The 25,418-nt window shown below is 59.6% G+C and carries 22 protein-coding genes and 1 tRNA gene; 11 read left to right on the top strand and 12 right to left on the bottom strand.

Going from position 1 to position 25,418, the window contains the following annotated elements; translation table 11 throughout:
- Positions 1 to 117: 117 nt before the first annotated feature.
- The gene (locus ACR6A7_RS09895; RefSeq protein WP_434124705.1) at positions 118 to 2,502 is read left to right on the top strand and encodes a phosphoketolase family protein; all 2,385 of its coding nucleotides are present in this window, start codon (positions 118 to 120) and stop codon (positions 2,500 to 2,502) included.
- Here the strand turns inward: ACR6A7_RS09895 and ACR6A7_RS09890 are convergent.
- Positions 2,499 to 3,080 (bottom strand): LysE family translocator, encoded by a 582-nt coding sequence (locus ACR6A7_RS09890; RefSeq protein ID WP_434124704.1) that lies wholly within the window; start codon positions 3,078 to 3,080, stop codon positions 2,499 to 2,501. The genes ACR6A7_RS09895 and ACR6A7_RS09890 overlap by 4 nt on opposite strands.
- 135 nt (positions 3,081 to 3,215) lie before the next feature.
- Here ACR6A7_RS09890 and ACR6A7_RS09885 point away from each other — a divergent pair, with 135 nt between their 5' ends.
- Positions 3,216 to 4,703 carry an aminotransferase-like domain-containing protein gene (locus ACR6A7_RS09885; protein WP_434124703.1) on the top strand — a complete coding sequence of 496 codons (1,488 nt, stop codon included), beginning with the start codon at positions 3,216 to 3,218 and terminating at the stop codon, positions 4,701 to 4,703.
- On the opposite strand, the gene ACR6A7_RS09880 is transcribed toward ACR6A7_RS09885, so the two are convergent.
- Positions 4,670 to 5,293 carry a glutathione S-transferase family protein gene (locus ACR6A7_RS09880; protein WP_434124702.1) on the bottom strand — a complete coding sequence of 208 codons (624 nt, stop codon included), beginning with the start codon at positions 5,291 to 5,293 and terminating at the stop codon, positions 4,670 to 4,672. The two genes, ACR6A7_RS09885 and ACR6A7_RS09880, sit on opposite strands and share 34 nt — an antisense overlap.
- Before the next feature lie 98 nt (positions 5,294 to 5,391).
- Here ACR6A7_RS09880 and ACR6A7_RS09875 point away from each other — a divergent pair, with 98 nt between their 5' ends.
- Complete coding sequence (locus ACR6A7_RS09875) at positions 5,392 to 6,246, top strand: PhzF family phenazine biosynthesis protein (RefSeq protein WP_434124701.1); 855 nt, start codon at positions 5,392 to 5,394, stop codon at positions 6,244 to 6,246.
- Between the two features lie 79 nt (positions 6,247 to 6,325).
- Here ACR6A7_RS09875 and ACR6A7_RS09870 read toward each other — a convergent pair whose 3' ends face one another.
- Entirely contained in the window at positions 6,326 to 7,084 is a 759-nt protein-coding gene (locus ACR6A7_RS09870) for an SDR family NAD(P)-dependent oxidoreductase (protein WP_434124700.1), read from the bottom strand.
- Positions 7,085 to 7,199: 115 nt separating this feature from the next.
- Between ACR6A7_RS09870 and ACR6A7_RS09865 the strand changes: the two genes are divergently transcribed.
- From ACR6A7_RS09865 to ACR6A7_RS09845, 5 genes are all read left to right on the top strand, one after another.
- Positions 7,200 to 8,099, top strand: coding sequence for a LysR family transcriptional regulator (locus tag ACR6A7_RS09865; protein ID WP_434124699.1), 900 nt, complete (start codon positions 7,200 to 7,202; stop codon positions 8,097 to 8,099).
- A 45-nt stretch (positions 8,100 to 8,144) separates the two neighbouring features.
- Entirely contained in the window at positions 8,145 to 9,161 is a 1,017-nt protein-coding gene (gene yhjD, locus ACR6A7_RS09860; RefSeq protein WP_434124698.1) for an inner membrane protein YhjD, read from the top strand.
- Positions 9,162 to 9,436: 275 nt separating this feature from the next.
- Complete coding sequence (locus ACR6A7_RS09855; protein ID WP_434124697.1) at positions 9,437 to 10,771, top strand: MFS transporter; 1,335 nt, start codon at positions 9,437 to 9,439, stop codon at positions 10,769 to 10,771.
- Between the two features lie 80 nt (positions 10,772 to 10,851).
- Entirely contained in the window at positions 10,852 to 11,772 is a 921-nt protein-coding gene (locus ACR6A7_RS09850) for a LysR family transcriptional regulator (RefSeq protein WP_434124696.1), read from the top strand.
- An 81-nt stretch (positions 11,773 to 11,853) separates the two neighbouring features.
- Positions 11,854 to 12,852: an aldo/keto reductase gene (locus tag ACR6A7_RS09845; protein WP_434124695.1), complete on the top strand. Its 999-nt coding sequence runs from the start codon at positions 11,854 to 11,856 to the stop codon at positions 12,850 to 12,852.
- Positions 12,853 to 12,910: 58 nt separating this feature from the next.
- On the opposite strand, the gene ilvC is transcribed toward ACR6A7_RS09845, so the two are convergent.
- Positions 12,911 to 14,386 carry a ketol-acid reductoisomerase gene (gene ilvC / locus ACR6A7_RS09840; protein WP_434124694.1) on the bottom strand — a complete coding sequence of 492 codons (1,476 nt, stop codon included), beginning with the start codon at positions 14,384 to 14,386 and terminating at the stop codon, positions 12,911 to 12,913.
- 162 nt (positions 14,387 to 14,548) lie between these two features.
- Here ilvC and ilvY point away from each other — a divergent pair, with 162 nt between their 5' ends.
- Complete coding sequence (gene ilvY, locus ACR6A7_RS09835; protein ID WP_033753498.1) at positions 14,549 to 15,430, top strand: HTH-type transcriptional activator IlvY; 882 nt, start codon at positions 14,549 to 14,551, stop codon at positions 15,428 to 15,430.
- Here ilvY and ilvA read toward each other — a convergent pair whose 3' ends face one another.
- The 6 genes from ilvA to ilvL all read right to left on the bottom strand — a co-directional run bounded on the left by ilvA (position 15,431) and on the right by ilvL (position 21,989).
- Positions 15,431 to 16,978, bottom strand: coding sequence for a threonine ammonia-lyase, biosynthetic (ilvA, locus tag ACR6A7_RS09830; RefSeq protein ID WP_434124693.1), 1,548 nt, complete (start codon positions 16,976 to 16,978; stop codon positions 15,431 to 15,433).
- A gap of 3 nt (positions 16,979 to 16,981) precedes the next feature.
- A complete protein-coding gene (gene ilvD, locus ACR6A7_RS09825; protein ID WP_434124692.1) occupies positions 16,982 to 18,832 on the bottom strand; it encodes a dihydroxy-acid dehydratase in 1,851 nt (616 codons plus the stop codon).
- Between the two features lie 60 nt (positions 18,833 to 18,892).
- Complete coding sequence (locus ACR6A7_RS09820; RefSeq protein ID WP_434124691.1) at positions 18,893 to 19,822, bottom strand: branched-chain amino acid transaminase; 930 nt, start codon at positions 19,820 to 19,822, stop codon at positions 18,893 to 18,895.
- A 12-nt stretch (positions 19,823 to 19,834) separates the two neighbouring features.
- On the bottom strand, positions 19,835 to 20,098 hold the full coding sequence (gene ilvM / locus ACR6A7_RS09815) for an acetolactate synthase 2 small subunit (RefSeq protein ID WP_033753506.1): 264 nt from the start codon (positions 20,096 to 20,098) through the stop codon (positions 19,835 to 19,837).
- Positions 20,095 to 21,741 carry an acetolactate synthase 2 catalytic subunit gene (gene ilvG / locus ACR6A7_RS09810; RefSeq protein ID WP_434124690.1) on the bottom strand — a complete coding sequence of 549 codons (1,647 nt, stop codon included), beginning with the start codon at positions 21,739 to 21,741 and terminating at the stop codon, positions 20,095 to 20,097. Before ilvG ends, ilvM begins: the two co-directional genes overlap by 4 nt.
- Positions 21,742 to 21,890: 149 nt before the next feature.
- On the bottom strand, positions 21,891 to 21,989 hold the full coding sequence (ilvL, locus tag ACR6A7_RS09805) for an ilv operon leader peptide (RefSeq protein WP_084882286.1): 99 nt from the start codon (positions 21,987 to 21,989) through the stop codon (positions 21,891 to 21,893).
- A 329-nt stretch (positions 21,990 to 22,318) separates the two neighbouring features.
- On the opposite strand from ilvL, the gene ACR6A7_RS09800 reads away from it, so the two are divergent.
- A complete protein-coding gene (locus ACR6A7_RS09800; protein WP_434124689.1) occupies positions 22,319 to 23,839 on the top strand; it encodes a YifB family Mg chelatase-like AAA ATPase in 1,521 nt (506 codons plus the stop codon).
- 27 nt (positions 23,840 to 23,866) lie between these two features.
- Here the strand turns inward: ACR6A7_RS09800 and ACR6A7_RS09795 are convergent, their stop codons facing one another.
- Positions 23,867 to 24,205 (bottom strand): MaoP family protein, encoded by a 339-nt coding sequence (locus tag ACR6A7_RS09795; RefSeq protein WP_103796201.1) that lies wholly within the window; start codon positions 24,203 to 24,205, stop codon positions 23,867 to 23,869.
- 121 nt (positions 24,206 to 24,326) lie between these two features.
- Here ACR6A7_RS09795 and hdfR point away from each other — a divergent pair, with 121 nt between their 5' ends.
- Complete coding sequence (gene hdfR / locus ACR6A7_RS09790; RefSeq protein WP_434124688.1) at positions 24,327 to 25,151, top strand: HTH-type transcriptional regulator HdfR; 825 nt, start codon at positions 24,327 to 24,329, stop codon at positions 25,149 to 25,151.
- 108 nt (positions 25,152 to 25,259) lie between these two features.
- Here the strand turns inward: hdfR and ACR6A7_RS09785 are convergent.
- Positions 25,260 to 25,335: transfer RNA gene (locus tag ACR6A7_RS09785), tRNA-Trp, on the bottom strand.
- Positions 25,336 to 25,418: the final 83 nt, after the last annotated feature.

Genomic DNA, 25,418 nt, shown 5'->3' with positions numbered 1-25,418 from the left:
GCAAAGCGGTAAATACGCCCCCCCTGCCAGCCCGTCGCCTGGTCGAGTCGCGCATTCTCTATTAGGGTTAATGGAACGCTTTTTTCCTTCACCTTTCGCTAACCAGGAGAATGCCCGATGTCAGATTTGACCGCTGCCAGTGAGTTACGCCTGCTGGATCGCTACTGGCGCGCCGCCAACTACCTTTCCGTCGGGCAGATTTACCTGATGGCGAATCCGCTGCTGCGCGAGCCGCTTCAGCCGGAACATATCAAGCCTCGTCTGCTGGGGCACTGGGGCACCACGCCCGGCCTCAACTTTATCTACGCGCATCTTAACCGCATCATCCGCCAGCGCGACCTGAATATGATCTATATCTGCGGCCCTGGCCACGGCGGGCCCGGCATGGTGGCCAACACCTGGCTGGAGGGCAGCTACAGCGAAATTTATCCGCACGTCAGCCAGGATGCCGAAGGCATGCAGCGTCTGTTTAAGCAGTTTTCGTTTCCCGGCGGCATTCCGAGCCACGCCGCGCCGGAAACGCCGGGATCGATTAACGAAGGCGGCGAACTCGGCTATTCGCTGTCGCACGCCTTTGGCGCCGCCTTCGATAATCCGGATCTCATCGTGCCCTGCGTCATTGGCGACGGCGAGGCGGAGACCGGCCCGCTGGCGTCGAGCTGGCACGGCATTAAGTTCCTCAATCCCCAGCGCGACGGTGCCGTGCTGCCGATTCTGCACCTTAACGGCTACAAAATTGCTAACCCTACTATCCTGGGACGCGCCAGCGACGACGATCTGCAGCAGCTGTTCCGCGGCTACGGCTACGAGCCGCTGTTCGTCAGTGGGCATGAGCCGGAGAAGATGCATCAGCTGATGGCGGATACGCTGGAGCACGCCTTTGATCAAATCGCCGCTTACCAGCAGGCGGCGCGCGCGGGCGGTGAGCAGGAAGGCGTTCCACGCTGGCCGATGATTATTATGCGCAGCCCCAAAGGCTGGACCGGCCCGCAGGAGGTTGATGGCAAAAAGGTTGAAGATTTCTGGCGCGCCCATCAGGTGCCGGTCGCCGCCTGCCGCGAGGACGCGGGACATCGCCAGATTCTGGAGCAGTGGCTGCGCAGCTATCAGCCAGAAGAGCTGTTCGACGAACAGGGTCGATTGAAGCCGGAGCTGCGCGCGCTGGCACCGCAGGGCGATAAACGCATGGGCGCCTCGCCCTACGCCAATGGCGGTCTGCTGCGCCGCGAGTTGAATACCCCCGATATCCGCGAATTCGCCCTTGACGTCAAAGAACCTGGCTCACAGCTGGCGCAGGCTACCGAGCAGTTTGGCCGCTACCTGACGGAGATTTTTGCGCGCAACCAGCATAACTTCCGCCTGTTCGGCCCTGATGAAACCGCCTCGAACCGCCTGACGCCGGTCTTTGACGTCACCAGCCGCACCTGGATGGAGCCGGTGAAGCCCTACGACGAGCAGCTGGCGCGCGATGGCCGCGTGATGGAAATCCTCAGCGAACACCAGTGTCAGGGCTGGCTTGAGGGCTATCTGCTGACCGGCCGTCACGGCCTGTTCAACTGTTACGAAGCCTTTATCCATATTGTCGATTCGATGTTCAATCAGCACGCCAAGTGGCTGAAGGTGACGCGCAAGCTCGGCTGGCGCAAGCCGGTCTCTTCGCTGAACTATCTGCTCTCTTCGCACGTCTGGCGCCAGGATCACAACGGCTACAGCCATCAGGATCCTGGCTTTATGGATCACGTCGCCAATAAAAAAGCGGATATCGTCCGCATCTATCTGCCGCCGGACGCCAATACGCTGCTGTGGGTCGGCGATCACTGCCTGCGTACCTGGGACCGCATCAACGTTATTGTGGCGGGCAAGCAGCCGTCGGCGCAGTGGCTGGATATGGAGAGCGCCATCGCACACTGCGAGGCGGGCATGGGCGAATGGCGCTGGGCGGGCACCACGCCGGAAGGCGAAGAGCCGGACGTGGTGATGGCGTGCGCCGGCGACGTGCCGACGCTGGAGACGCTGGCGGCGGTGGATCTGCTGCGCGGCTATCTGCCCGACCTGCGGATCCGCGTGGTGAACGTGGTCGACTTGATGGCGCTTCAAACGCAGGAGCAACATCCGCACGGCAAAAGCGAGGAGGCGTTTGACGCGCTCTTTACGCTCGACAAGCCGGTGATCTTCGCCTTCCACGGCTATCCGGCGCTGGTGCATCGTCTCACCTGTCAGCGCAGCAACCATCGTAATTTCCACGTGCGCGGCTTTAACGAAGAGGGCACCACCACCACGCCGTTCGATATGACCGTGCTGAACGAGCTGGACCGCTATCACCTGGCGCAGGAGGCGATCCTGCGCGTGCCTGGCCTGGCGGATCGCCATCCGGAACTGCTGGACGATTTGCAGGAGCGCATCGCCGAGCATCATCGCTACGTGCGGGAATATGGCGAGGATGTGCCGGAAGTGCGCGGCTGGAAATGGCCGTCGGAAACCGGTGCTGGCGCGCCCGATTAACGCAGGGCGCCCGCCAGCATCCATAACGTGGTGGCGACCAGCGACAGCGCCATGACGCCGTTGAAGAGACGACGCTTCCACGGCGTCTGCAGATGCAGGCCCAGCCGATCGCCCAGCGCCGCCCAGATGAAAACGCAGGGCAGGTTGACCAGCGCGAAGCCGAGCATCACCGGCAGCAGCCCGCTCTGTGCGCTCCACAGCAGCGCCACGTTGGTCGCCATCAGCCAGGCTTTGGGATTGACCGCCTGAAAGGCGATGGCACCGGCGACGGTCATCGGCCGCGCCTTTTCCCGCTGGGTCGGCGCGCCTGCCCGCCACAGCTTCCACGACAGCCAGAGCAGGTAGGCGCAGCCCGCCAGCGTCAGCGGCAGCCGGACGGCACTCATCCAGCTCAGCAGCCACTCCAGCGCCAGCACCGCCAGCGCGGTTTGCAGCAGACAGCCCAGCAGCACACCGGAGATCATCGGCAGCGTGCGCCGCAGGCCGAAATTGACACCGGAGGTCGCCAGCAGCAGGTTGTTGGGACCAGGCGTGATGGACATCACGGTGACGTAGCTGAAAAAAGCGGGATCGAGCATGGCGGCGTTCTCGTTTATTAAACAGAACCCTATGCTAGAACGCGAAAAGGATTGGTAACAGAGACACAAAATCACTATTGTCATGGTTACAGTTCTTAATTTTAACTATTGTACCCATGACTTGCGGAGGCTTTTGTGTCCCTTTCTCCTTCAGCCGATCGGCCGCTCTATTATCAGCTTGCAGAGAGCTTCGCCGAGGCGATTCATCAGGGCACGCTGAAGCCCGGCAAGCGTCTGCCTGCCATTCGCCGCGTGGCGCAGACCCATCAGGTCAGCATCAATACCGTACTGAACGCCTGGCAGCTACTGGAGGATCGCGGCCTTATCGAGGCGCGTCCGCAGTCAGGCTACTATGTGCGCAGCGTGCTGCCCGCCCTGACGCAGCCGGTTCCGCATCGCGCCCGCATCAAAGATCCGAGCAGCGAAAAGCTCGATCTTATCGAGCAGGTGTTCGCAGCGCAGAACCATCCCGACTACGTCAATATTTCGCTGGCCTGCCCGCAGGATGGCGAGCTCTATCCGTCGGCGCGCCTCGCGCGCATTACCGCCTCGCTGCTGCGACGCAATCCCGATTTGATCGGCCGCTATGCGCTTCCGCCTGGTAGTGAGCGCTTACGGGAGGAGATTGCGCGCCGCGCGCTGCATGCGGGCATGTCGCTGACCAGCGACGCGATCACCCTGACCCACGGCTGTATGGAGGCGCTGCAGCTGGCGCTGCGCGCGGTGACGCAGCCCGGAGACTGCGTCGGGCTGGAGTCGCCGACCTACTTTTTCCTCTTTCCGCTGCTGGCGTCGCTGGGGCTGAAGGCGCTGGAGATTCCGACCGATCCGCAGCACGGCCTTTCGCTCGACGCGCTGGAGATGCTGCTGCAGGAGAAGCGCATCCAGGCGCTGATCGCCATGCCGAGCGCGCAGAATCCGCTGGGCTGCTGCATGTCGCGCCAGAACAAGCAGCGCCTGGCAAAGTTAGTAAATACTTACAACATTCCGCTGCTGGAAGATGGTCTCTATGACGAGCTGCAGTTCGACTGGCCGCTCTCGCCTACCGTTAAGTCGTTCGATTCAGAGGGCTGGGTGATTTACTGCACCAGCTTTACCAAGACGGTGGCGCCGGACTTTCGTATCGGCTGGATCGCCGCCGGCCGCTTCCATGAGGCGATTGCGCGTCTGAAGGCGGTCTCCTCTATGGCGGAGTCCCGGCTGCTGTCGGAGACGCTGGCGGAATTCCTCGCCAACGGCGGCTACGATCACCACCTGCGCACGCTGCGCCGCCGCTACGCCGCCAATATGGATGAGGCGCGCGGCCTGATCGCCCGCTATTTTCCGCAGGGGACGCGCGCCACGCTGCCGCGAGGCGGCTTTGTTTTTTGGGTCGAACTGCCGGAACAGGTGGATACGGTGGCGATGTTCCATCGGCTGCTGCAAGAGCAGATCTGCGTGACGCCGGGCGCGCTCTATTCGCTGAGCGAACGCTACAATCACGCGCTGCGTCTCTCCTGCTGCTATCCCTTCGACGAGCGCTATAGCTGGGCGCTGAAGCGCACCGGCGCGATCGCCTGCGAGCTGGCGGGCCTGGCGCCCGGGCTCGATCAGGGTTTGCCGTTGCGGCCCCAGACCGTGTAGGGATGACGCTCGGTCAGGCGTTCGTAGTAGTTACGCACCGCAGGCAGGCTGGGATGATCCAGCGGGGTTTCATACCAGCGGTTGACCGCCAGCCCGACGCCGATGTCCGCCAGGGTGAAGTTGCGGCCCGCCACATAGCGTCCGGTTTTCTCCAGCTGCTGGTTGAGGATGCCCATGGTGTGCGCCCAGCCTTTGCAGGCCGCCGCCAGCAGACGCGGATCCTGATGCGCCGGCGAGTTGCGCACCAGCGACATAAAAGCGTAGCGCCAGGAGGTGTTGAGTTCGGTGGATTGCCAGTCCATCCATTGATCGACCGGCGCGCGGGCGCGCGGGTTTTGCGGATAGAGCCAGTCGCCTTCATAGGCGTTGGCGAGATAGCGCAGGATGGCGTTCGACTCCCACAGCACAAAGTCGTCGTCGATTAATACCGGGATTAAGGCGTTAGGATTGAGGGCAAGGAATTCCGGCTTGCGCAGCGAGTCAGGCTCGGTGCCCCACTCTTCGCGTTCAAAGTCGAGATCCAGTTCGTCGCAGAGCCAGAGCACTTTACGCACGTTGATTGACGAGTCGCGCCCAAGAATTTTCAGCATAACGGTCTCCTGCAGGAATTGTTAACATATTGATAACCCTGTCAGGCCATAAACGCAAATGTCGGGCGTGGAAATGCCCTGTTGAGAAAGGAGCAATAATGAACGTCGCCTTTAAGCAAGTAGATGTCTTTACCTCGTCCGCGTTTAACGGCAATCCGCTGGCGGTGATTATGGATGCGCAGGGCCTGAGCGACGCCCAGCTCCAGACCATCGCCCGCTGGACGAATTTGTCTGAAACCACGTTCGTGCTGCCGCCGCAGCATCCCGAAGCTGACTATCGCGTGCGCATCTTTACCGTCGAAGGCGAGCTGCCGTTTGCCGGGCATCCGACGCTGGGTACGGCGCATGCGCTGCTGGAAGCGGGCTGGCCGACGAAAAATCCCGGCAAGATGGTGCAGGAGTGCGGCGTCGGCAACGTGACGGTCAGCATCGACGCCGAGGGTTCGCTGGCGTTTGCCGCACCGGATGCGACTATCACGCCCTTCACCGACGCCCTGATGGGCAATGCGCTCGGCTGCGAGCTGTTCGACACCACGCACACGCCCGCCGTGGTCGATATGGGCATCCGCTGGCTGCTGGTCCCGATGATTAGCGCCGAAGCGGTGCTGGCGATTCAGCCCGCCGTCAGCGATCTGCAGCGCCTGATCGCCCACGCGGGCGCGACCGGCGTGATGCCGTTCGGCCCGCTGCCGCACGGCGAGAGCGAGCAGTATGAAGTGCGCGGCCTGCTGGTGGAGAACGGCAGCCTGACGGAAGATCCCATTACCGGCAGCGCCAACGCCTGCCTGGCGCGCTATTTTGCCGCGCAGGGCCAGATGCGGGATTATCGCACCCGCCAGGGCACGGCGATCCGGCGCCAGGGGCGCGTGTCGGTGCGCTACGAAGGCGACCAGATCTGGATTGGCGGCAAGACCGTCACGGTGATTGACGGCACCATCAGGCTGTCGCCATAACGCTGCCGGGCAGGTGACATAAACCCGTCGCAATGTTCAGGGCGTCTCTGCTCGCCCAGCGCGGCAGAGACACATTTGCTTATAACGCCTGGCCGCCCGATGCCTCGATGCGCTGCGCCGTGATCCAGCCGGTTTCTTCGCTGAGGATAGCGCAGATGGCGTCGCCGATATCGTCCGGCTGTCCGACGCGCCCCAGCGCGGTAAGCGCCGCGATAGTGTCGTTAATCTCTTTGTTATCGCGCACGCGCCCGCCGCCGAAGTCGGTCTCGATGGCGCCCGGTGCCAGGATATTGACGCGAGTGCGGCGTTCCCCCAGCTCTTTCGCCTGATACCGCGTCAGCACCTCCATCGCGCCTTTGACGGAGGCGTAAGTCGCCGAGCCGAGATAGGTCATGCGCGTCAGGCCGCTGGAGATATTTAAAATGCGCCCGCCGTCGTTGATCAGCGGCAGCAGTTTCTGCGTCAGGAAATAGGGACCTTTGAAGTGAACGTTAACCAGCGCGTCGAACTCCTCCTCTGTGGTCTCGCTAAATGGCTTATAGTGACCATGTCCGGCGTTGTTGATTAAATAATCAAAGCGCTCGCGCTGCCATGCCGTTTCCAGCGTCTGTTTGACCTGTGCGGCAAAGTCGCTGAACCGGCTGCTGTCGCCGACATCCAGCCGCAGCGCGGCCGCGCGGCCGCCCAGCGCTTCGATGGCTTTTACCACCGCCTGCGCCTCTTCATCATGGCTGCGGTAAGTAAAAAGGATATCAACGCCCTTTTCGGCCAGTTTTAGCGCCGCATTTTTGCCTAAACCACGGTTGGCGCCCGTAATCAGTGCAATTTTATTACTCATGTTTCGATCCTGTTGCAAAATTGAACACCAAATCAGGATATTCCCCAGTAATTGATCTATAAATGCCTGGAAATACGCAGCACTGTTTCATTTACAACAACAATTGGTGAACAACATGGACAAAATTCACGCAATGCAGGTTTTTGTGCGGGTGGCGGAAATGGGCAGTTTTACCCGTGCGGCGGAGAGCCTGGGCCTGCCGAAAGGCAGCGTGTCGCGCCAGCTGCAGGCGCTGGAAAATCAGATGGGCACGCGGCTGCTGCATCGCACCACGCGCCGCGTGCAGCTTACCCAGGATGGGCTGGTCTATTACGATCGCTGTCTGGATCTGCTGTCGATGATCGACGATATGGACAGCCTGTTTCAGCACGATCCCGCTACGCTGAGCGGCAAGCTGCGCGTCGATATGTCAGTGGCGATGGCGACCGGCTTTATCCTGCCGCGTCTGCCGGAGTTTTTGCAGCACTACCCCGGCGTGGAAATCGAACTCAGCAGCAGCGACCGCATGGTGGATGTGATCCGCGAAGGCTTTGACTGCGTAATTCGCGTCGGCGAGCTAAAGGATTCCGGCCTGATCGCGCGAAAAATCGGCACCTATACCTTGATTAACTGCGCCAGCCCTGGCTACCTTTCCCGCTTCGGCATGCCGACGCGGCTGGAGGAGCTCTCGTCGCACGCCATGGTGCACTACACGCAGCAGCTCGGCCAGCCCTCGCCCGGCTTTGAGTATTTTGACGGCAGGCAGTGCCACTACGTGCAGACCGGCGGCGTCGTGACGGTCAACAGCACGGAAACCTATCGCGCCGCCTGCCTGGCGGGGCTGGGCATTATTCAGGTGCCAGCGATGGGTATCTACCCGCTGCTGGAGTCTGGACAGCTGGTGGAAGTGCTGCACGCCTTCCCGGCGAAGCCGATGCCGATCTCTCTGCTCTACCCTCATCGGCGCAATGTGGCGCGGCGCGTGCGCGTGTTTATGGAGTGGCTGAGTCAGGTGTTGCAGGAGTATGTCACCTGAGCGGCTATAATTGCCTTTTCAAGTAAAGCAGGATGATAACTGTCTATGACGGACAAACAGGAAAACCCGACCAGTTCCGAGCAACCTAAGCCGCTGATCGATATTCAGACCGGCAACAAAACTGTTGATGGCTCGATTCGTCGCGTATCGCGTTTTGCAGCCTGGTTTCAGGCGATTCCGGCAGTGGCGCACTTTATTCGCGCGCTGGAGCGCTTTAACGATCGTCTGGGCAGCCAGTTTGGGGCGGCTATTACCTACTTCTCGTTTTTGTCGCTGATTCCGATCCTGATGGTCTCTTTCGCCGCCGTGGGGTTCGTGCTGGCATCGAACCAGGATCTGCTGTCGGATCTGATCAATAAGATCGTTAACAGCATCAGCGATCCTACGCTCGCCACCACGCTGAAAAATACGGTGAACACCGCTATCCAGCAGCGCGCCACGGTCGGCATCACCGGTTTGCTGCTGGCGCTCTACTCCGGCATCAACTGGATGGGCAATTTGCGCGAAGCGGTGCGCGCCCAGTCGCGCGACGTCTGGGAACGCAAGCCGGACGATCAGGAGAAGTTCTGGAAAAAGTATCTGCGCGACCTGATTTCGCTGATCGGCCTGATGCTGGCGCTGGTGATTACCCTTTCGCTGACCTCTATCGCTGGCGCAGCGCAGGCGGCGATTGTCAACGCGCTGGGGCTGGCGGATATCGAGTGGCTGCGCCCGGTAATGACCGCCATCGCGCTCTCGATTTCGATTATGGCCAACTATCTGCTGTTCCTGTGGATTTTCTGGATCCTGCCGCGCCACAAGCCGCGCAAGAAAGCGCTGTTTCGCGGCACGCTGCTGGCGGCTATCGGCTTTGAGATCATCAAGTTCGTGATGACGCTGACGCTGCCGAAGCTGGCCACCTCGCCTTCCGGCGCAGCCTTCGGCTCTGTGCTTGGGCTGATGGCGTTCTTCTACTTCTTCGCCCGTTTGACGCTCTTCTGCGCCGCCTGGATTGCTACTGCGAAGTATAAAGACGATCCGCAGATGCCGGATTCGCGCCGCGCCTCGCGTCATCAGGTGTAATAAAAGGTTACCGGCAGCGGAAAATTTCCCCCTTCGGCTATTTTTTAATCATCCAGCAGGATGAATAGCTGAAGGGTCACTTTTATTTCCCCCTTTTATAGAGATTCTCGCTGCAAAAGGCGGGCTTCTCCCTGCCTTAATCCGCGCATTCCAGTACGACACAAATTATTCACTTTTTCGCCGAAAAAGCCCGTTCTGGCGCGGTTTATCAGCGTTGAATGCGGCATGCCAGGTGCGTAATATTCCTGGTCTCTATTTACAATTAAGAAACAGTTATGCAAGCCTCCATCACAGAACCCCTGAAAAAGTCACAAGACGAAACGCCGGTCAATTCGCGCGGCAAGGTCGTGGTGGCCTCGCTGGTCGGCACCGCCATCGAATTCTTCGATTTCTATATCTACGCCACGGCGGCGGTGATTGTCTTTCCACATATTTTCTTCCCGCAGGGCGACAATACCGTGGCGACGCTGCAGTCGCTGGCGACCTTCGCTATCGCCTTCGTGGCGCGCCCGATCGGCTCCGCCCTTTTCGGCCACTTCGGCGACCGCGTGGGCCGTAAGGCGACGCTGGTGGCCTCGCTGCTGACGATGGGCGTCTCTACCGTAATTATCGGCCTGCTGCCGGGCTATCAGTCGATTGGCGTTGCGGCGCCGCTGCTGCTGGCGCTGGCGCGCTTTGGCCAGGGGCTCGGCCTCGGCGGCGAATGGGGCGGCGCGGCGCTGCTGGCGACGGAAAATGCGCCGGCGAAAAAGCGCGCGCTCTACGGCTCTTTTCCGCAGCTCGGCGCGCCGATCGGCTTCTTCTTCGCCAACGGCACCTTTCTGCTGCTCTCCTGGCTGCTGACCGACGAGCAGTTTATGCAGTGGGGCTGGCGCGTGCCCTTTATTCTCTCGGCGGTGCTGGTGATTATCGGCCTCTATGTGCGCGTGTCGCTGCACGAAAGCCCGGTGTTCGCGAAGGTGCAGAAAGAGAAGAAGCAGGTGCGGGTGCCCATTGCTGCGCTGTTGAGCAAGCATCTCACCGCGACCATTCTCGGCACCTTTATCATGCTGGCGACCTATACGCTGTTCTACATTATGACGGTCTACTCGATGAGCTACGGCACCGCGCCGGCGCCTGCGGGCCTCGGCTTCTCGCGCAACAGCTTTCTGTGGATGCTGATGATGGCGGTGATCGGCTTCGGCGTCATGGTGCCGATCGCCGGTCTGCTGGCGGATCGCTTTGGCCGCCGTAAGACCATGATCACCATTACGCTGATGATTATCGCTTTCGCCTTTTTGTTCCCGGCAATGCTCGGTTCCGGTTCGCAGGCGCTGGTAATGGCCTTTCTGCTGCTCGGCCTGAGCGTGATGGGGCTGACCTTTGGTCCGATGGGCGCGCTGCTGCCGGAGCTCTTCCCGACCGAAGTGCGCTATACCGGCGCCTCTTTCTCCTACAACCTGTCGTCGATTCTTGGCGCCTCGGTTGCGCCCTATATCGCCACCTGGCTGAACGCCCACTACGGCTTGCAGGCGGTAGGCTACTACCTGGCATCCATGGCGGCGCTGACGCTGATTGCGCTCATCGCCTGTAAAGAGACGCGCCATCAGACGCTATACGAAGCGGTGTAAGCGAAATCAGGAAACCCGGCTAAGGCCGGGTTTTTTGTCATGGTATAGTTCCTGCTGTTTCGGTATGCAGGAAAAGAATGATGGCAACGGCAGCGCACCTGATTAGCAATAACCTTCCCAGCGTTAAACAACTTCAGTGCTTTCTTGCCGTCGCATACGAGCTCAATTTCCGGCGTGCCGCCGAGCGTCTCAACATGACTCAACCACCCCTGACGCGTCACATCCAGAGCCTGGAAGCGCTGCTCCACCAGCCGCTCTTTAGCCGCAGCACGCACGCGGTGAGCCTGACCGAGGGCGGGCGCGCGCTGGTCCCCAGAGCGGAGCGAATTCTTGCCGATCTTGACGCCCTCAGCGCCGGTTCTCTTTCCCGCCCGCATCGTCTGCGCATTGGGCTCACCCGCACGCTGGACTTTACGCGCATACCGCCTGTCGCCGCGCGGCTGGCGCAGCTGGATGCCGGCGACGAAATCGACTCGCCCGATCTGACCTCTGCCCGGCTGCTGCAGTGTCTGGCGCAGAACCGGCTCGATCTGGTGCTGACCGGAGAGAAAGGCGCTGGCGAGCATGAGAACGTCCGCTATCACTGGATCTGCCGTGAGCCTCTGCTTATCGCACTGCCAGCCTCGCATCCCGCCAGCCGACAGCCGCAGGTTTCGCTCGACGCGGTCAGCGATCTGCCGCTGTTCTGGTTCGCCAGGCGCGCCAATCCCGCCTTCTTTGATAAGTGCAAACAGGTTTTCGCAAAGCTGAAGACGCCGCTGAAAAAGATCAACGAGCCCTACGACTCGCTGACGATGCTGGCGCATATCGCCCGCGGCAAAGGATTCGCCCTGCTACCGCAGTCAAAGTGCGCCTTTAATCAGGCAGGATTGTGCTACCGGCCGCTGCGCGGCGACCAGGCGCAGCAGCTGCATATCGACGTTTACGCCGCCACGCGCCGCGACGACGCGCGTCCGGCGCTTCTTCAGGCGCTGGAGAAGCTCAGCAACGGCGCGCCCTGATACCTTTTCAGCATCACAAAAACGGCAATTCCCTGCTGCTGCGCCTGGTGGAAGAATCAGACCAGGACAACAGGAGGCATGATGAAAACCCGTTACTTAGCAAAAAACCTGGAGGTCAGCGCCATCGGCTACGGTGCGATGGGCCTGAGCGAATTCTACGGCGCGGCGGATGATGCGCAGTCGCTGCGTGTTTTACACAAACTTATCGAGCTGGACCAGACCTTTATCGATACGGCGGATCAGTATGGCCGCGGCCACAATGAGAGGCTTATCGGGCAGTTCCTGGCCGGGCTGGATAGCGCCACGCGCGGCAAAATGAAAGTCGCGACCAAGTGCGGCATCGAGCGCGCGGCCGATGAGGCTTACAGCCGCACCATCAACAACCAGCCGGACTATATTACCCGCTGCTGCCACGCCTCCCTGAAGCGGCTTGGCGTCGAGCGCATCGACCTCTTCTATCTTCATCGCGTCAGCCAGGCGACGCCGGTTGAAGAGAGTATGGCGTGCCTGAGCGGCCTGGTGAAAGAGGGAAAGATAAACCATATCGGGCTGTGCGAAGTCTCGGCCGCCACGCTGCGCCGCGCGCACGCCGTGCATCCTGTGGCCGCCCTGCAGACGGAATATTCGCTCTGGACGCGCGACGTTGAGGAGGCGATTCTGCCAGCGGTTAAGGCGCTGGATATCGGGCTCGTCGCCTACTCGCCGCTGGGCCGCGGTTTTCTGACCGGCAAATACCTCCGCAACAGCGACTTCGCCGAAGGCGACTTCCGTAAAAACAACGGGCGCTTTCAGCAGGAGAGCCTCGATCATAATGCCGCGCTGCTGAACGCAGTGCGGCCGCTGGCGGAGAAGTACCGCTGCACGTCAGGCCAGATCGCGCTCGCCTGGCTGCTGGCGCAGTACGCTAAGCTGGTGCCGATCCCCGGCACCAAACAGATCGGCTACCTGGTGGAAAATGCGCAGGCAGCAGAGATAGCGCTGGAAGAAGCGGACGTGGCGCTGCTCAACACGCTTCACCAGCGCGTTCAGGTACAGGGCGCGCGCTATACCGAGGAAGGCATGAAGGGGGTAAATGCCTGATGTGAAAAACCCCGGCAGGCCGGGGTTTTTTAGTGCTGAATAAAGTGGCGCGCCTGGCTTAGCTGGCGACAGCGATACGCTTCATATCGGTCATATAGCCGCGCAGTTTACGGCCAACCGCTTCGATCGGATGCTGGCGAATCGCTTCGTTGACGTCGCGCAGCTGCGCGTTATCTACCTGCGTGCCTTCGATCGCTTTACCCAGGTCGCCCGGCTGCAGCGTGGTCATAAACTCTTTCAGCAGCGGCACCGCGGCGAAGGAGAAAAGATAGTTGCCGTATTCTGCAGTGTCGGAGATGACCACGTTCATTTCATACAGACGCTTACGCGCGATGGTATTGGCAATCAGCGGCAGCTCGTGCAGCGATTCATAATAGGCGGACTCTTCGATAATACCCGCGTCGACCATGGTTTCGAACGCCAGCTCAACGCCCGCTTTCACCATCGCCACCATCAGAACGCCTTTGTCGTAGTACTCCTGCTCGTCGATTTTGCCGTCAAACTGCGGCGCGGTCTCAAACGCGGTTTTGCCGGTCTCTTCGCGCCAGGTCAGCAGGTTTTTATCGTCGTTGGCCCAGTCAGCCATCATGCCGGATGAGAATTCGCCGGAGATGATATCGTCCATGTGCTTCTGGAACAGCGGCGCCATGATCGCTTTCAGCTGCTCTGACAGCGCATAAGCACGCAGTTTCGCCGGGTTAGAGAGGCGATCCATCATCAGGGTGATGCCGCCGAACTTCAGGGATTCGGTGATGGTTTCCCAGCCGAACTGGATCAGTTTTTCGGTGTAGGCCGCATCATGACCTTCCGCCACCAGCTTGTCGAAGCAGAGCAGTGAGCCCGCCTGCAGCATGCCGCACAGAATGGTCTGCTCGCCCATCAGGTCGGACTTCACTTCCGCAACGAAAGAGGATTCCAGCACGCCTGCGCGGTCGCCGCCGGTGGCCGCGGCCCAGGCTTTGGCGATCGCCATGCCTTCACCTTTCGGATCGTTTTCCGGATGCACCGCGATCAGCGTTGGCACGCCGAAACCGCGCTTGTACTCTTCGCGCACTTCGGTGCCCGGGCATTTCGGCGCCACCATTACCACGGTGATGTCTTTACGGATGGTTTCGCCCACTTCAACGATATTGAAGCCGTGCGAGTAGCCGAGCGCCGCGCCGTCTTTCATCAGCGGCTGTACCGCCTGCACCACCGCAGAGTGCTGTTTGTCCGGCGTCAGGTTAACCACCAGGTCGGCCTGCGGAATCAGCTCTTCATAGGTGCCGACTTTGAAGCCGTTTTCGGTAGCCTTGCGCCAGGAGGCGCGCTTCTCGGCGATCGCTTCGGCGCGCAGCGCATAGGAGACATCCAGACCGGAATCACGCATGTTCAGGCCCTGGTTAAGGCCCTGCGCGCCACAGCCCACGATGACCACTTTCTTCCCTTTCAGGAAGCTGGCGCCGTCGGCGAATTCATCGCGCGCCATAAAGCGACATTTGCCTAACTGCGCTAACTGGTTGCGCAGATTCAGTGTGTTGAAGTAGTTAGCCATGGGGCACTCCGGTCAGATGTTGTGTTTGTTTTTGTCCTGTAACGGCGTAACAAGCAGCGCCGCGAATGACCCCATCATATGACAGGAAATCCGTTGCTTAAATTGATATATTAGCAAGGTTACATTGCAATATTTGCAACACTACTTTCGAGGTTAAGGCGTATGGATTTACGAGATCTGAAGCTGTTTCTTCATCTGGCTGAAAGCTGCCACTTCGGCCGCACCGCGCGCGCCATGCATGTCAGCCCCTCAACGCTCTCGCGCCAGATCCAGCGCCTTGAAGAGGATGTGGGGCACGCGCTGTTTCTGCGTGATAACCGCACCGTTGCCCTGACGGAGGCGGGCGAACGCCTGCGCCAGTTCGCGCAGCAGACGCTGCTGCAGTATCAGCAGCTGCGCCACGTGATGGATCTTAACGGTCCGTCGCTGAGCGGCGAGCTACGCCTGTTCTGCTCGGTGACCGCCGCCTATAGTCATTTGCCGCCGATTCTGGATCGCTTCCGCGCCGAGCATCCGCAGGTAGAGATCAAGCTGACCACCGGCGACGCCGCCGACGCCATTGAGATGGTACAGTCCGGCGAGGCGGATCTGGCCATCGCCGGGCGGCCCGAGTCGCTGCCTGCCAGCATCGACTTTACGCCGCTGGGACTCATTCCGCTGGTGCTGATCGCGCCGGCGCTGCCCTGTCCGGTGCGCAGCCAGGCGACGCAGCCGTCGCCCGACTGGGCGCAGATTCCGTTTATCCTGCCCGATCAGGGCCCGGCGCGGCGCGGCATCGATCTCTGGTTTCGACGTCGTCGCATCCCCAATCCGCAGATTTACGCCACGGTTTCCGGTCATGAGGCGATTGTATCGATGGTGGCGCTCGGCTGCGGCATCGCGCTTTTGCCGGACGTGGTGCTGGAGAACAGCCCGGAGCCGGTGCGCAATCGCGTGCTGACGCTGGAGAACGTGGAGTCGGTGGCGCCGCTGGAGCTGGGCGTCTGCGTACAAAAAAAGCGGCTCGGGGAGCCGCTGATTCACGCCTTCTGGCACCTGCTGTAGCTACTGCCCGGCGAGGAAGAAGCGGAACGCCGGGTTGTTGGCTTCATCGTGGAAGTCGTAACCCAGCTCGGTGAGATGCGACTCAAAGCGCGGCTCATTGTCGCCGATTTCAAAAGCCGCCAGCACGCGGCCATAATCGGTGCCGTGGCTGCGGTAGTGGAACAGCGAAATGTTCCAGTGGGTGCCGAGCGTTTGCAGAAACTTCAGCAGCGCCCCTGGCGCTTCGGGGAATTCGAAGCTGAACAGGCGCTCGCGCAGCGGCTTCGACGGGCGTCCGCCGACCATATAGCGCACGTGCAGCTTCGCCATCTCGTCGTCGGAGAGATCCACCACCTGATAGCCGCCCTGCGTAAGCTGGCTGATAATCTCGCCGCGCTCCTCCAGCCCGCGCGTCAGGCGCACGCCGACGAAAATGCAGGCGTTATCCGCATCGGCGTAGCGATAGTTGAATTCAGTCACCGCGCGTCCACCCAGCGTCTGGCAGAACTTCAGGAAGCTGCCCTGCTGCTCCGGAATGGTCACCGCCAGCAACGCTTCGCGCTGCTCGCCCAGTTCGCAGCGCTCAGAGACGTAGCGCAGGCCGTGGAAGTTGACGTTGGCGCCGGAAAGAATATGCGCCAGCCGCTCGCCTTTGATGTCGTGCTGCTGGATATATTTCTTCATGCCCGCCAGCGCCAGCGCGCCTGACGGCTCCGCTATGGCGCGCACATCTTCAAACAGATCTTTCATCGCCGCGCAGATGGCGTCGCTGTCGACGGTAATGATGTCGTCGAGATACTCCTGGCACAGGCGGAAGGTTTCGCTGCCGATGCGCTTCACCGCCACGCCTTCGGCAAACAGCCCTACGCGCGGCAGATCCACCGGCTCGCCCGCGTCGAGCGCCGCCTTCAGGCAGGCGGAGTCTTCCGACTCCACCGCGATCACCTTGATTTGCGGCATCAGCTGTTTGATCAGCACCGCCACGCCCGCCGCGAGGCCGCCGCCGCCGACTGGCACGAAGACGCGATCGAGATGCGCGTCCTGCTGCAGCAGCTCCATCGCCAGCGTGCCCTGACCGGCGATCACCGCGGGATGATCAAACGGCGGCACGAAGGTGTAGCCCTGCTGTTCCGCCAGCTCAATCGCTTTGGCTTTCGCCTCGTCGAAGTTAGCGCCGTGGAGATAAGCCTCACCGCCAAATGCGCGCACCGCATCTACCTTGATGTCCGCCGTGGTCACCGGCATCACAATCAGCGATTTGATGCCGAGCCGGCTGGCGGAGAGCGCCACGCCCTGCGCGTGGTTGCCGGCCGACGCCGTTACCACGCCGCGCGCTTTCTGCTCTTCGTCTAGTCCGGCGATCATCGCGTAGGCGCCGCGCAGCTTGAAGCTGTGCACCGGCTGCCGATCCTCGCGCTTCACCAGGATGGTGTTGCCGAGACGCGATGAAATTTTTTCCATTTTTTGCAGCGGCGTCACCTGTGCGACTTCATACACGGGCGAGCGCAGCACGGCGCGCAGATATTCTGCTCCGCAGGGCGACGCAGGTAGCGGTTGAGCCTCAGCCATCGGTTAGCCTCCCAGCTTGCTCTTGTCGCGCACCGCGCCTTTGTCGGCGCTGGTGGCGAGCGATGCGTAGGCGCGCAGCGCGAAAGAGACCTGACGCACGCGGTCGTGCGGCGTGTAGGCCGCGTCACCGCGCGCCTCTTCCTCTTCGCGACGCGCATGCAGTTCGTTGTCCGGCACCGCCAGCTTGATGCCGCGGTTCGGGATATCGATCTCGATGATGTCGCCATCTTTCACCAGCGCGATGGTGCCGCCGTTGGCCGCTTCCGGCGAGGCGTGGCCGATCGACAGACCGGAGGTGCCGCCGGAGAAGCGGCCGTCGGTGATCAGCGCGCAGCTTTTGCCGAGGCCCATCGATTTCAGATAGGTGGTCGGATAGAGCATCTCCTGCATGCCCGGTCCGCCTTTCGGCCCTTCGTAACGGATAACGACCACGTCGCCCGCCACCACTTTGCCGCCGAGGATCGCCTCGACCGCGTCATCCTGGCTTTCGTAGACTTTCGCCGGGCCTTTAAAGGTCAGGATCTCTTTATCTACGCCAGCCGTTTTAACAATACAGCCATCTTCGGCGAGGTTGCCGTAGAGCACCGCCAGACCGCCATCCTGTGAGTAGGCGTGCTCACGGGTGCGGATACATCCCTCGGCGCGGTCGTCGTCCAGCGTATCCCAGCGGCAATCCTGCGAAAAAGCCTGGGTGGTGCGGATGCCCGCAGGACCAGCGCGGAACATATCCTTCACTGCCTGGTCTTTGGTCAGCATGATGTCGTACTGATCCAGCGTCTCACGCATCGTCTGCTGCAGGATATTACGGACGCTGGTATCGATCAGTCCGGCGCGATCCAGCTCGCCGAGAATGCCGATAACGCCTCCTGCGCGGTGCACGTCTTCCATATGATATTTCGGGGTGCTCGGCGCTACTTTGCAGAGCTGAGGCACCTTGCGCGACAGGCGGTCGATATCAGAGATATTGAAGTCGATTTCGCCCTCTTGCGCGGCGGCCAGCAGGTGCAGCACGGTGTTGGTGGAGCCGCCCATGGCGATATCCAGCGTCATGGCGTTCTCAAAGGCCGCTTTGGTGGCGATGTTACGCGGCAGCATGTTCTCGTCATCCTGCTCGTAATAGCGTTTGGTCAGGCTCACGATGCGCTTGCCCGCGTTGATAAACAGCGCTTTGCGGTCGGCGTGGGTCGCCAGCAGCGAGCCGTTGCCCGGCTGCGACAGGCCCAGTGCTTCGGTCAGGCAGTTCATCGAGTTGGCGGTGAACATGCCGGAACAGGAGCCGCAGGTCGGACAGGCGGAGCGTTCGATCTGCTCGCTGTCAGCATCGCTCACGTTCGGGTTGGCGCCCTGAATCATCGCGTCGACCAGGTCGAGCTTGATGATCTTATCGGAGAGCTTGGTTTTCCCCGCTTCCATCGGCCCGCCGGAAACGAAGATCACCGGAATATTGAGGCGCAGCGACGCCATCAGCATTCCCGGTGTGATTTTGTCGCAGTTGGAGATGCAGACCATGGCGTCGGCGCAGTGCGCGTTAACCATATATTCCACCGAGTCGGCGATCAGCTCGCGCGACGGCAGCGAATAGAGCATGCCGCCATGGCCCATGGCGATACCGTCATCCACCGCAATGGTGTTGAACTCTTTCGCTACGCCGCCCGCCGCTTCGATCTGCTCGGCGACCAGCTTGCCGAGATCGCGCAGGTGAACGTGGCCCGGCACAAATTGGGTGAATGAGTTGACCACGGCGATAATCGGTTTGCCGAAATCGGCGTCGGTCATTCCTGTGGCGCGCCACAGGGCACGGGCACCCGCCATGTTGCGGCCATGTGTGGTGGTGGCGGAACGGTACTTAGGCATGCTCTGTTTACTCCAGTCTGTAAATGACGCGGGCACAACGGCGCCCGCGCGACTCTCTTGTTATGGGTTAACCTGATCCAGCCAGCCATATTTATCTTCGGTTTCGCCAGTGAACAGGCCGAAGAAAGCTTTCTGGATTTTTTCGGTTACCGGGCCGCGTTTGCCTTCACCGACCTGAATGCCGTCAACGCTGCGTACCGGGGTGATTTCTGCGGCGGTGCCGGACATGAAGATCTCGTCAGCCAGATAGAGCGATTCACGCGACAGCACCTGCTCGCGTACTTCAATGCCCATATCCTGCGCCAGCTTGATGATGGCGTCGCGGGTAATGCCCGGCAGTGCGGAAGAGGTAAACGGCGGGGTAAACAGAATGCCGTCTTTTACTTCAAACAGGTTTTCGCCTGCGCCTTCAGAGATATAGCCGTTGGTGTCCAGCGCGATGCCTTCCTGATAGCCGTAACGACGCGCTTCGCTGCCCACCAGCAGAGAGGAGAGATAGTTGCCGCCCGCTTTCGCGGCGGTCGGCAGGGTGTTTGGCGCCACGCGGTTCCATGAAGAAACCATCGCGTTGATGCCGTTTTCCAGCGCTTCTGCACCCAGATATGCGCCCCACGGGAAGGCGGCGATGATGACGTCGGTGGTATAGCCGTCCGGCGGGTTCACGCCCAGACCGACATCGCCGACAAAGGCCAGCGGACGAATGTAGGCGCTTTTCAGGTTATTGTCGCGCAGTACTTTACGCGTCGCTTCCATCAGCTCTTCTACGCTGTATTTCAGCGGGAAACGATAAATCTTCGCCGAGTCGTGCAGACGCTGCATGTGTTCACGGTGACGGAACACCACCGGACCTTTGTGCGAGTCGTAGCAGCGCACGCCCTCAAACACAGAAGTGCCATAGTGCAGCGCGTGAGACATGACGCTGACCTTGGCGTCTTCCCACTTGACCATCTCCCCGTTGAACCAAATAAAGTCAGCTTTCTTCGTGCTCATTCTTATTTCCTTTCACGACCAGGCGTGGATTTGTTGTGATGTTTGTTGCTGGATTTCGACATTAGCGACATCCATTAATTTGCTTAACTGTGAAGACAGTAAATCGACTGAACGCTGGCTGGCAACGGTCATTTCGATATTAATGTTCTCGCTGTTGGCCGCCGCGCCCATGTTCATGGCGCAGACCTGGAAACCGCGATGGCGGACGACGCGTAAAATGCGCTCCAATATTTCAGGGCGAAAGCGAGCTTCGATAGACAATTGGTGCTGGTTCATACGGTTTTCTCCATCATGTTTGCGTTGCTGGCGCCAGGCGGCACCAGTGGCCAGACGTTTTCATGCTCATCAATCGCAACATGCAGGAAGTAAGCACCTTCACTGTTCAGCAGAGCATCAAGGGCGGCGTCGACCTCGTCTTTACGGCTAATCCGCTGGCCTGGGATATCAAAAGCGCTGGCCAGCGTCAGAAAATCGGGGTTGTCGGTCAGAATGGTTTCGCTGTAACGACCGTCAAAAAAGAGTTGCTGCCACTGGCGGACCATACCGAGACGCTGGTTATCGAGCAGCAGGATTTTCACCGGCAGTTTTTTACGTTTGATGGTGCCCAGCTCCTGGATATTCATCATGATCGAGCCATCTCCCGATACGCAGATCACAGTGTCATCGGGACGGGCAACCTGCGCGCCGACTGCAGCCGGCAAGCCGAAGCCCATGGTGCCCAGACCGCTGGACGTGATGAAATTCTCCGGCGCGTTGAAGTCCATATGCTGCGCGGTCCACATCTGGTGCTGGCCGACATCGGTGGTGACAACGGTACTGGCGGGTTTGCGATCGGAAAGCTGTTTTAGCAGCAGCGGCGCGTAGATCGCCTCGCCGGGATGATCGTAGCGCCAGCTAAATTCCGCTTTCATCGCCTTCACCTCTTCGCGCCAGCCGGCGATCTGCATCGGCATGCTCAGCGCAGGCAGGATCTGATTCAGATCGCCCTGCAGCGAGACGTGCGCGCGGCGCAATTTATTCAGCTCGGCCGGATCGATATCAATGTGGATGACGCTGGCGTGCGGCGCAAAAGTATCGAGCTTGCCGGTGACGCGATCGTCGAAGCGCGCGCCGACGGCAATCAGCAAATCGCAGGACTGAACGGCCAGGTTCGCGGCTTTGGTACCATGCATGCCCAGCATGCCGAGGTACACCTCGCTTTCGCTATCGGCGCTGCCGAGACCTTTTAGCGTGGCGACCATGGGAATGCCGGTCTCCTGCGCCATGGCGCGCAGCGCGGGCACCGCCTGCGCCATACCGACGCCGCCGCCGATATAGAGCATCGGCTTGTGCGATTGCGCCATCAGCGCGCGCGCCGCTTCGATATGCTGCGGTGAATGGGCGAATGTCTCTTCAACCGGCAGCAGATGAGGGGTCAGCTCGCCGCTGGCGATTTGAATATCTTTCGGGATATCGACCAGCACCGGACCAGGACGGCCTGACTGGGCGATTGCGAAGGCTTCCGCCATGACGGAAGGCAGCTCATCCAGCGACTCAACCAAAAAGCTGTGTTTGGTGCAGGCCAGCGACAGGCCCAGCACGTCAATCTCCTGAAAGGCGTCGGTGCCGATAAACGCCGAGGAAACCTGACCGGTGATCGCCACTACCGGTACCGAATCCATCATCGCGTCGGCCAGGCCAGTGATTAAGTTTGTCGCGCCAGGGCCCGAGGTCGCGATGCAGACGCCGGTTTTTCCGGTCGCGCGAGCATAGCCGATTGCCGCGACTACTGCCCCTTGCTCATGACGACACAGTAGGTGTTCCACGCCGCCATCGTAGAGCGCATCGTACACTGGCATGATAGCGCCGCCCGGATAGCCAAATACGGTGTCGACACCCTGCGCGCGTAAAGCCTGAACTACCCACTGTGCACCTGTCATGGTTATTCTCCTGTATCCTTAGGGGAACAACAGAATTTTATGCTACTGCTCATTGTTTGCTCCTCGGTAATTCGCTGATATTTGCACTGGTCAAAAAAAAACCCCCGGACCTTTCGGCGCGGGGGTTTTTGGAATTCCAGGCTTGATTTTTAAGCCTTTCTTTCTCCAGGCGTAGCCCCGCACGGTGGGTTAATAATCACCACCACGCTAATCACGACTAGGCTAATCACTTGTAGAAGGGCTTTCATCTGTTGTCTGTTTTTTCGTTTGTTCGAAGTAATACCTACAGAGTTATCACAGATAGAGGTGCGATGACAACTTTTTCCATCGCTTTTTTTTATGGCTGCTACGAAGATAAATAGATATCTGGCTGTAATCCAACGCTTATTTCATATGTGACAAATATTCATCACGACCGTGGCGCAATAATCAAGTCTGATATTTGTTAAGCGGCTTCGAAAAAAATGCACACGGGTGAACACTCCATCACTTTGCTGCGAACGCTCCCGAAAGAGGAACTTTTTGGTCTCGCGGCCATCTTTCGGTGTCGCCATAATCGCCGCATTAAGGAGCGGTTATGACATTGTCCAGAGTTCTTACCCGAGCGGCGATAGGCGTAGAGGCACCGCTGGTCACCATAGAAGCACATATCAGCAGTGGCCTGCCCGCGCTGACGCTGGTTGGTTTACCTGAAACCACGGTGAAAGAGGCGCGCGAACGGGTGCGTAGCGCCATCATTAACAGCGGCTTCAGCTTTCCGGCAAAGCGCATCACTATCAATCTGGCGCCAGCCGACCTGCCTAAAGAGGGCGGACGTTACGATCTGCCAATGGCTCTTGCGATTCTCGTCGCGTCTGAACAGCTTCCTGAGGCAAAACTGGCGCAGCATGAGTTCGTAGGCGAGCTTGCGCTCAACGGCGCGCTCTGCGGCGTTCAGGGCGCGATTCCGGCCGCGATGGCGGCAATGCGGGCCGGACGGCAGCTGATCCTCTCTTCGGAGAATCAGCAGGATGCTGGCCTGATTCAGCATGGCGATACGCTGGTCGCCGCCCATCTACTGGAGGTCTGCGCATGGCTGCAAAATCAGGGCGAGCTTGCGCGCGCTCATTCGCAGCAGGATCGATCTGAAGAACAGACGGAAGACCTGAGCGACATTATCGGTCAGGAGCAGGGACGTCGGGCGCTGGAGATTACCGCAGCGGGCGGTCATAACCTGCTGCTGATTGGCCCTCCCGGTACAGGCAAGACCATGCTGGCTACACGGCTGCCCGGCATTATGCCACCGCTCAGCGACGCAGAAGCGCTGGAGTGCGCCGCTATCGCCAGCCTGGTAGATAAGGTCAGGCTGCAAAGAGCCTGGCGTAAGCGCCCTTTTCGCTCGCCGCATCATAGTGCGTCGCTTTATGCGCTTATCGGCGGTGGATCGCTGCCCCGGCCTGGAGAAATTTCACTGGCGCATAACGGCGTGCTGTTTCTGGATGAGCTGCCCGAATTTGACCGGCGCGTGCTGGATGCGCTGCGAGAGCCTATCGAGTCCGGCGAAATTGCCATCTCCCGCGCCCGCGCAAAAGTGACTTATCCGGCGCGCTTTCAGCTGATCGCCGCCATGAACCCAAGCCCTACCGGACATTATCAGGGGCAGCATAACCGCTGTTCGCCGCAGCAGGTGCTGCGTTATCTGAGTAAACTTTCCGGGCCTTTTCTTGATCGCTTCGACCTGTCGATTGAAGTACCGTTGCTGCCGAGCGGGATGCTGAGTCGGCGTCCTGAGGCAGGTGAGAGTTCAGCCAGCGTCGGTGAGCGGGTGATAAAGGCGCGTGCGCGGCAAATGGCGCGCGCCGGCAAGATTAATGCGCATATGAGTAACGTTGATATCAAGATGTGGTGCGATATCGCCAGAGAGGATGCGGAGTGGCTGGAAGAGGTGCTGAATCAGCTAGGCTTATCAGTACGTGCATGGCAGCGCATTTTAAAGGTGTCGCGGACGATTGCCGATCTGGCGGGTGAAGAGAGAATTTTACGGAGACATCTGCAGGAGGCGGTCGCTTATCGCAGCATCGATCGGTTAATGATTCATCTGCACCGCAGCCTGGAATAAAAAATGGGGCAGCTTGCCCCATTTTGTTTAGTCATCGCTGTCGCTGTAGTCTTCAACCGTATCCATTTGCGGCTTGCCACCTGAGAGCGTATGAAAACGTTTCGGGCGCTTAATGCGGGCGGTATATTTAGACCATACGCGCTCAGCTTCAGTTTGCGGCTCACGCAGACCACGACATACTTCTAAGAAAAGACGCTCTTCTTCCGTAGTCGGCTCACGCTTTGCTAAATCGAGTTCATTAAAAGCGAAACCATGACGTTCCAGCAATTGGGCTTCTTTAATGGTGAAATCACCATGCCGCGAGAAACCGCGCGGATAATGTTTGTTATCAAAGAAACGATTTGTGGTTGAGAAGCTTTCCGCCATCTTACACGCTCCTGATTCTCTTATGGCCGAGCTATTAATGGCGCGGAGTATTAGATAGGCTTGACAGAGTGTAAAACAAAACATTTAAATCTATACGACAAACATTTTTTGGGAGAAGGCTGTGGATACGGAATTACTGAAAACTTTCCTGGAAGTGAGCAGAACTCGCCATTTTGGACGGGCTGCAGAAGCACTTTACCTCACACAGTCCGCCGTCAGCTTTCGCATCCGTCAGCTGGAAAATCAGCTGGGCGTTAACCTTTTTACTCGCCATCGCAATAACATACGGCTGACATCGGCGGGAGAACGTCTTTTGCCCTATGCGGAAAGCCTGATGAGCACATGGATGATGGCGAAAAAGGAGGTTTCGCATACGCAGCAGCACCACGAGCTGTCAATAGGGGCCAGCGCGTCGCTCTGGGAGGCCTACCTGACGCCGTGGCTGCAAACCCTGTATGAGAACCGGGAGAGCCTGCATCTTGAAGCGCGGGTGGCGCAGAGGCATCTTCTGGTTAAGCAGCTTCATGAGCGCCAGCTGGATCTGCTGATCACGACCGAAGCGCCGAAGATGGATGAGCTGACCAGCCAGCAGATCGGCCATATCTCTCTGGCACTATTTCGGGCGCGTAAAACAGAGAAGCGAGAGAGATACGACTACATCAAGCTGGAATGGGGCGCGGACTTTCATCAGCATGAGAGCTATTTGTCAGGCGGCGATGATGTTCCGGTGTTAACTACCACTTCAGCGCACGTAACGCGAGAGCTGCTTTATACCACAGGCGCCTGCGCATTTTTGCCAGACTACTGGCATAGCCTGTATAGCGACCTTGTGGTGATCGCTGATACGCCGGTGGCGGTGCGTCCCTTATATGCGGTGTGGCTGCAGAACAGCGATCAGCAGGCACATATTCGACAGCTGCTCAAGTTTCCGGTACTGGCGCGCTGATATTGCAGGCTTAAACGGTGAAGAGGCTGACGCTGTCGGCCTTTTTTGATCTTTTTGCCAAATAGAAAGCAAAAAAAATCCTTTGCCGAAGCAAAGGATTCTTTTTTCTGGCAGGGGCGGAGGGACTCGAACCCCCAACACCCGGTTTTGGAGACCGGTGCTCTACCAATTGAACTACGCCCCTAAAGAGGGTGGCGGTGCGGACGGGACTCGAACCCGCGACCCCCGGCGTGACAGGCCGGTATTCTAACCGACTGAACTACCGCA

The organism is Pantoea phyllosphaerae, from assembly GCF_051025595.1.
Lineage (GTDB): Bacteria > Pseudomonadota > Gammaproteobacteria > Enterobacterales > Enterobacteriaceae > Pantoea.
This window is presented reverse-complemented; position numbering and strand designations above follow the sequence as displayed.

Bases quoted from the DNA above. Each gene is read 5' to 3' on its own strand.
- ACR6A7_RS09895 (WP_434124705.1), top strand. From the start codon at position 118: ATGTCAGATTTGACCGCTGCCAGTGAGTTACGCCTGCTGGATCGCTAC.
- ACR6A7_RS09890 (WP_434124704.1), bottom strand. From the start codon at position 3,080: ATGCTCGATCCCGCTTTTTTCAGCTACGTCACCGTGATGTCCATCACG.
- ACR6A7_RS09880 (WP_434124702.1), bottom strand. From the start codon at position 5,293: ATGCTGAAAATTCTTGGGCGCGACTCGTCAATCAACGTGCGTAAAGTG.
- ACR6A7_RS09875 (WP_434124701.1), top strand. From the start codon at position 5,392: ATGAACGTCGCCTTTAAGCAAGTAGATGTCTTTACCTCGTCCGCGTTT.
- ACR6A7_RS09870 (WP_434124700.1), bottom strand. From the start codon at position 7,084: ATGAGTAATAAAATTGCACTGATTACGGGCGCCAACCGTGGTTTAGGC.
- ACR6A7_RS09865 (WP_434124699.1), top strand. From the start codon at position 7,200: ATGGACAAAATTCACGCAATGCAGGTTTTTGTGCGGGTGGCGGAAATG.
- yhjD (WP_434124698.1), top strand. From the start codon at position 8,145: ATGACGGACAAACAGGAAAACCCGACCAGTTCCGAGCAACCTAAGCCG.
- ACR6A7_RS09855 (WP_434124697.1), top strand. From the start codon at position 9,437: ATGCAAGCCTCCATCACAGAACCCCTGAAAAAGTCACAAGACGAAACG.
- ACR6A7_RS09850 (WP_434124696.1), top strand. From the start codon at position 10,852: ATGGCAACGGCAGCGCACCTGATTAGCAATAACCTTCCCAGCGTTAAA.
- ACR6A7_RS09845 (WP_434124695.1), top strand. From the start codon at position 11,854: ATGAAAACCCGTTACTTAGCAAAAAACCTGGAGGTCAGCGCCATCGGC.
- ilvC (WP_434124694.1), bottom strand. From the start codon at position 14,386: ATGGCTAACTACTTCAACACACTGAATCTGCGCAACCAGTTAGCGCAG.
- ilvY (WP_033753498.1), top strand. From the start codon at position 14,549: ATGGATTTACGAGATCTGAAGCTGTTTCTTCATCTGGCTGAAAGCTGC.
- ilvA (WP_434124693.1), bottom strand. From the start codon at position 16,978: ATGGCTGAGGCTCAACCGCTACCTGCGTCGCCCTGCGGAGCAGAATAT.
- ilvD (WP_434124692.1), bottom strand. From the start codon at position 18,832: ATGCCTAAGTACCGTTCCGCCACCACCACACATGGCCGCAACATGGCG.
- ACR6A7_RS09820 (WP_434124691.1), bottom strand. From the start codon at position 19,822: ATGAGCACGAAGAAAGCTGACTTTATTTGGTTCAACGGGGAGATGGTC.
- ilvM (WP_033753506.1), bottom strand. From the start codon at position 20,098: ATGAACCAGCACCAATTGTCTATCGAAGCTCGCTTTCGCCCTGAAATA.
- ilvG (WP_434124690.1), bottom strand. From the start codon at position 21,741: ATGACAGGTGCACAGTGGGTAGTTCAGGCTTTACGCGCGCAGGGTGTC.
- ilvL (WP_084882286.1), bottom strand. From the start codon at position 21,989: ATGAAAGCCCTTCTACAAGTGATTAGCCTAGTCGTGATTAGCGTGGTG.
- ACR6A7_RS09800 (WP_434124689.1), top strand. From the start codon at position 22,319: ATGACATTGTCCAGAGTTCTTACCCGAGCGGCGATAGGCGTAGAGGCA.
- ACR6A7_RS09795 (WP_103796201.1), bottom strand. From the start codon at position 24,205: ATGGCGGAAAGCTTCTCAACCACAAATCGTTTCTTTGATAACAAACAT.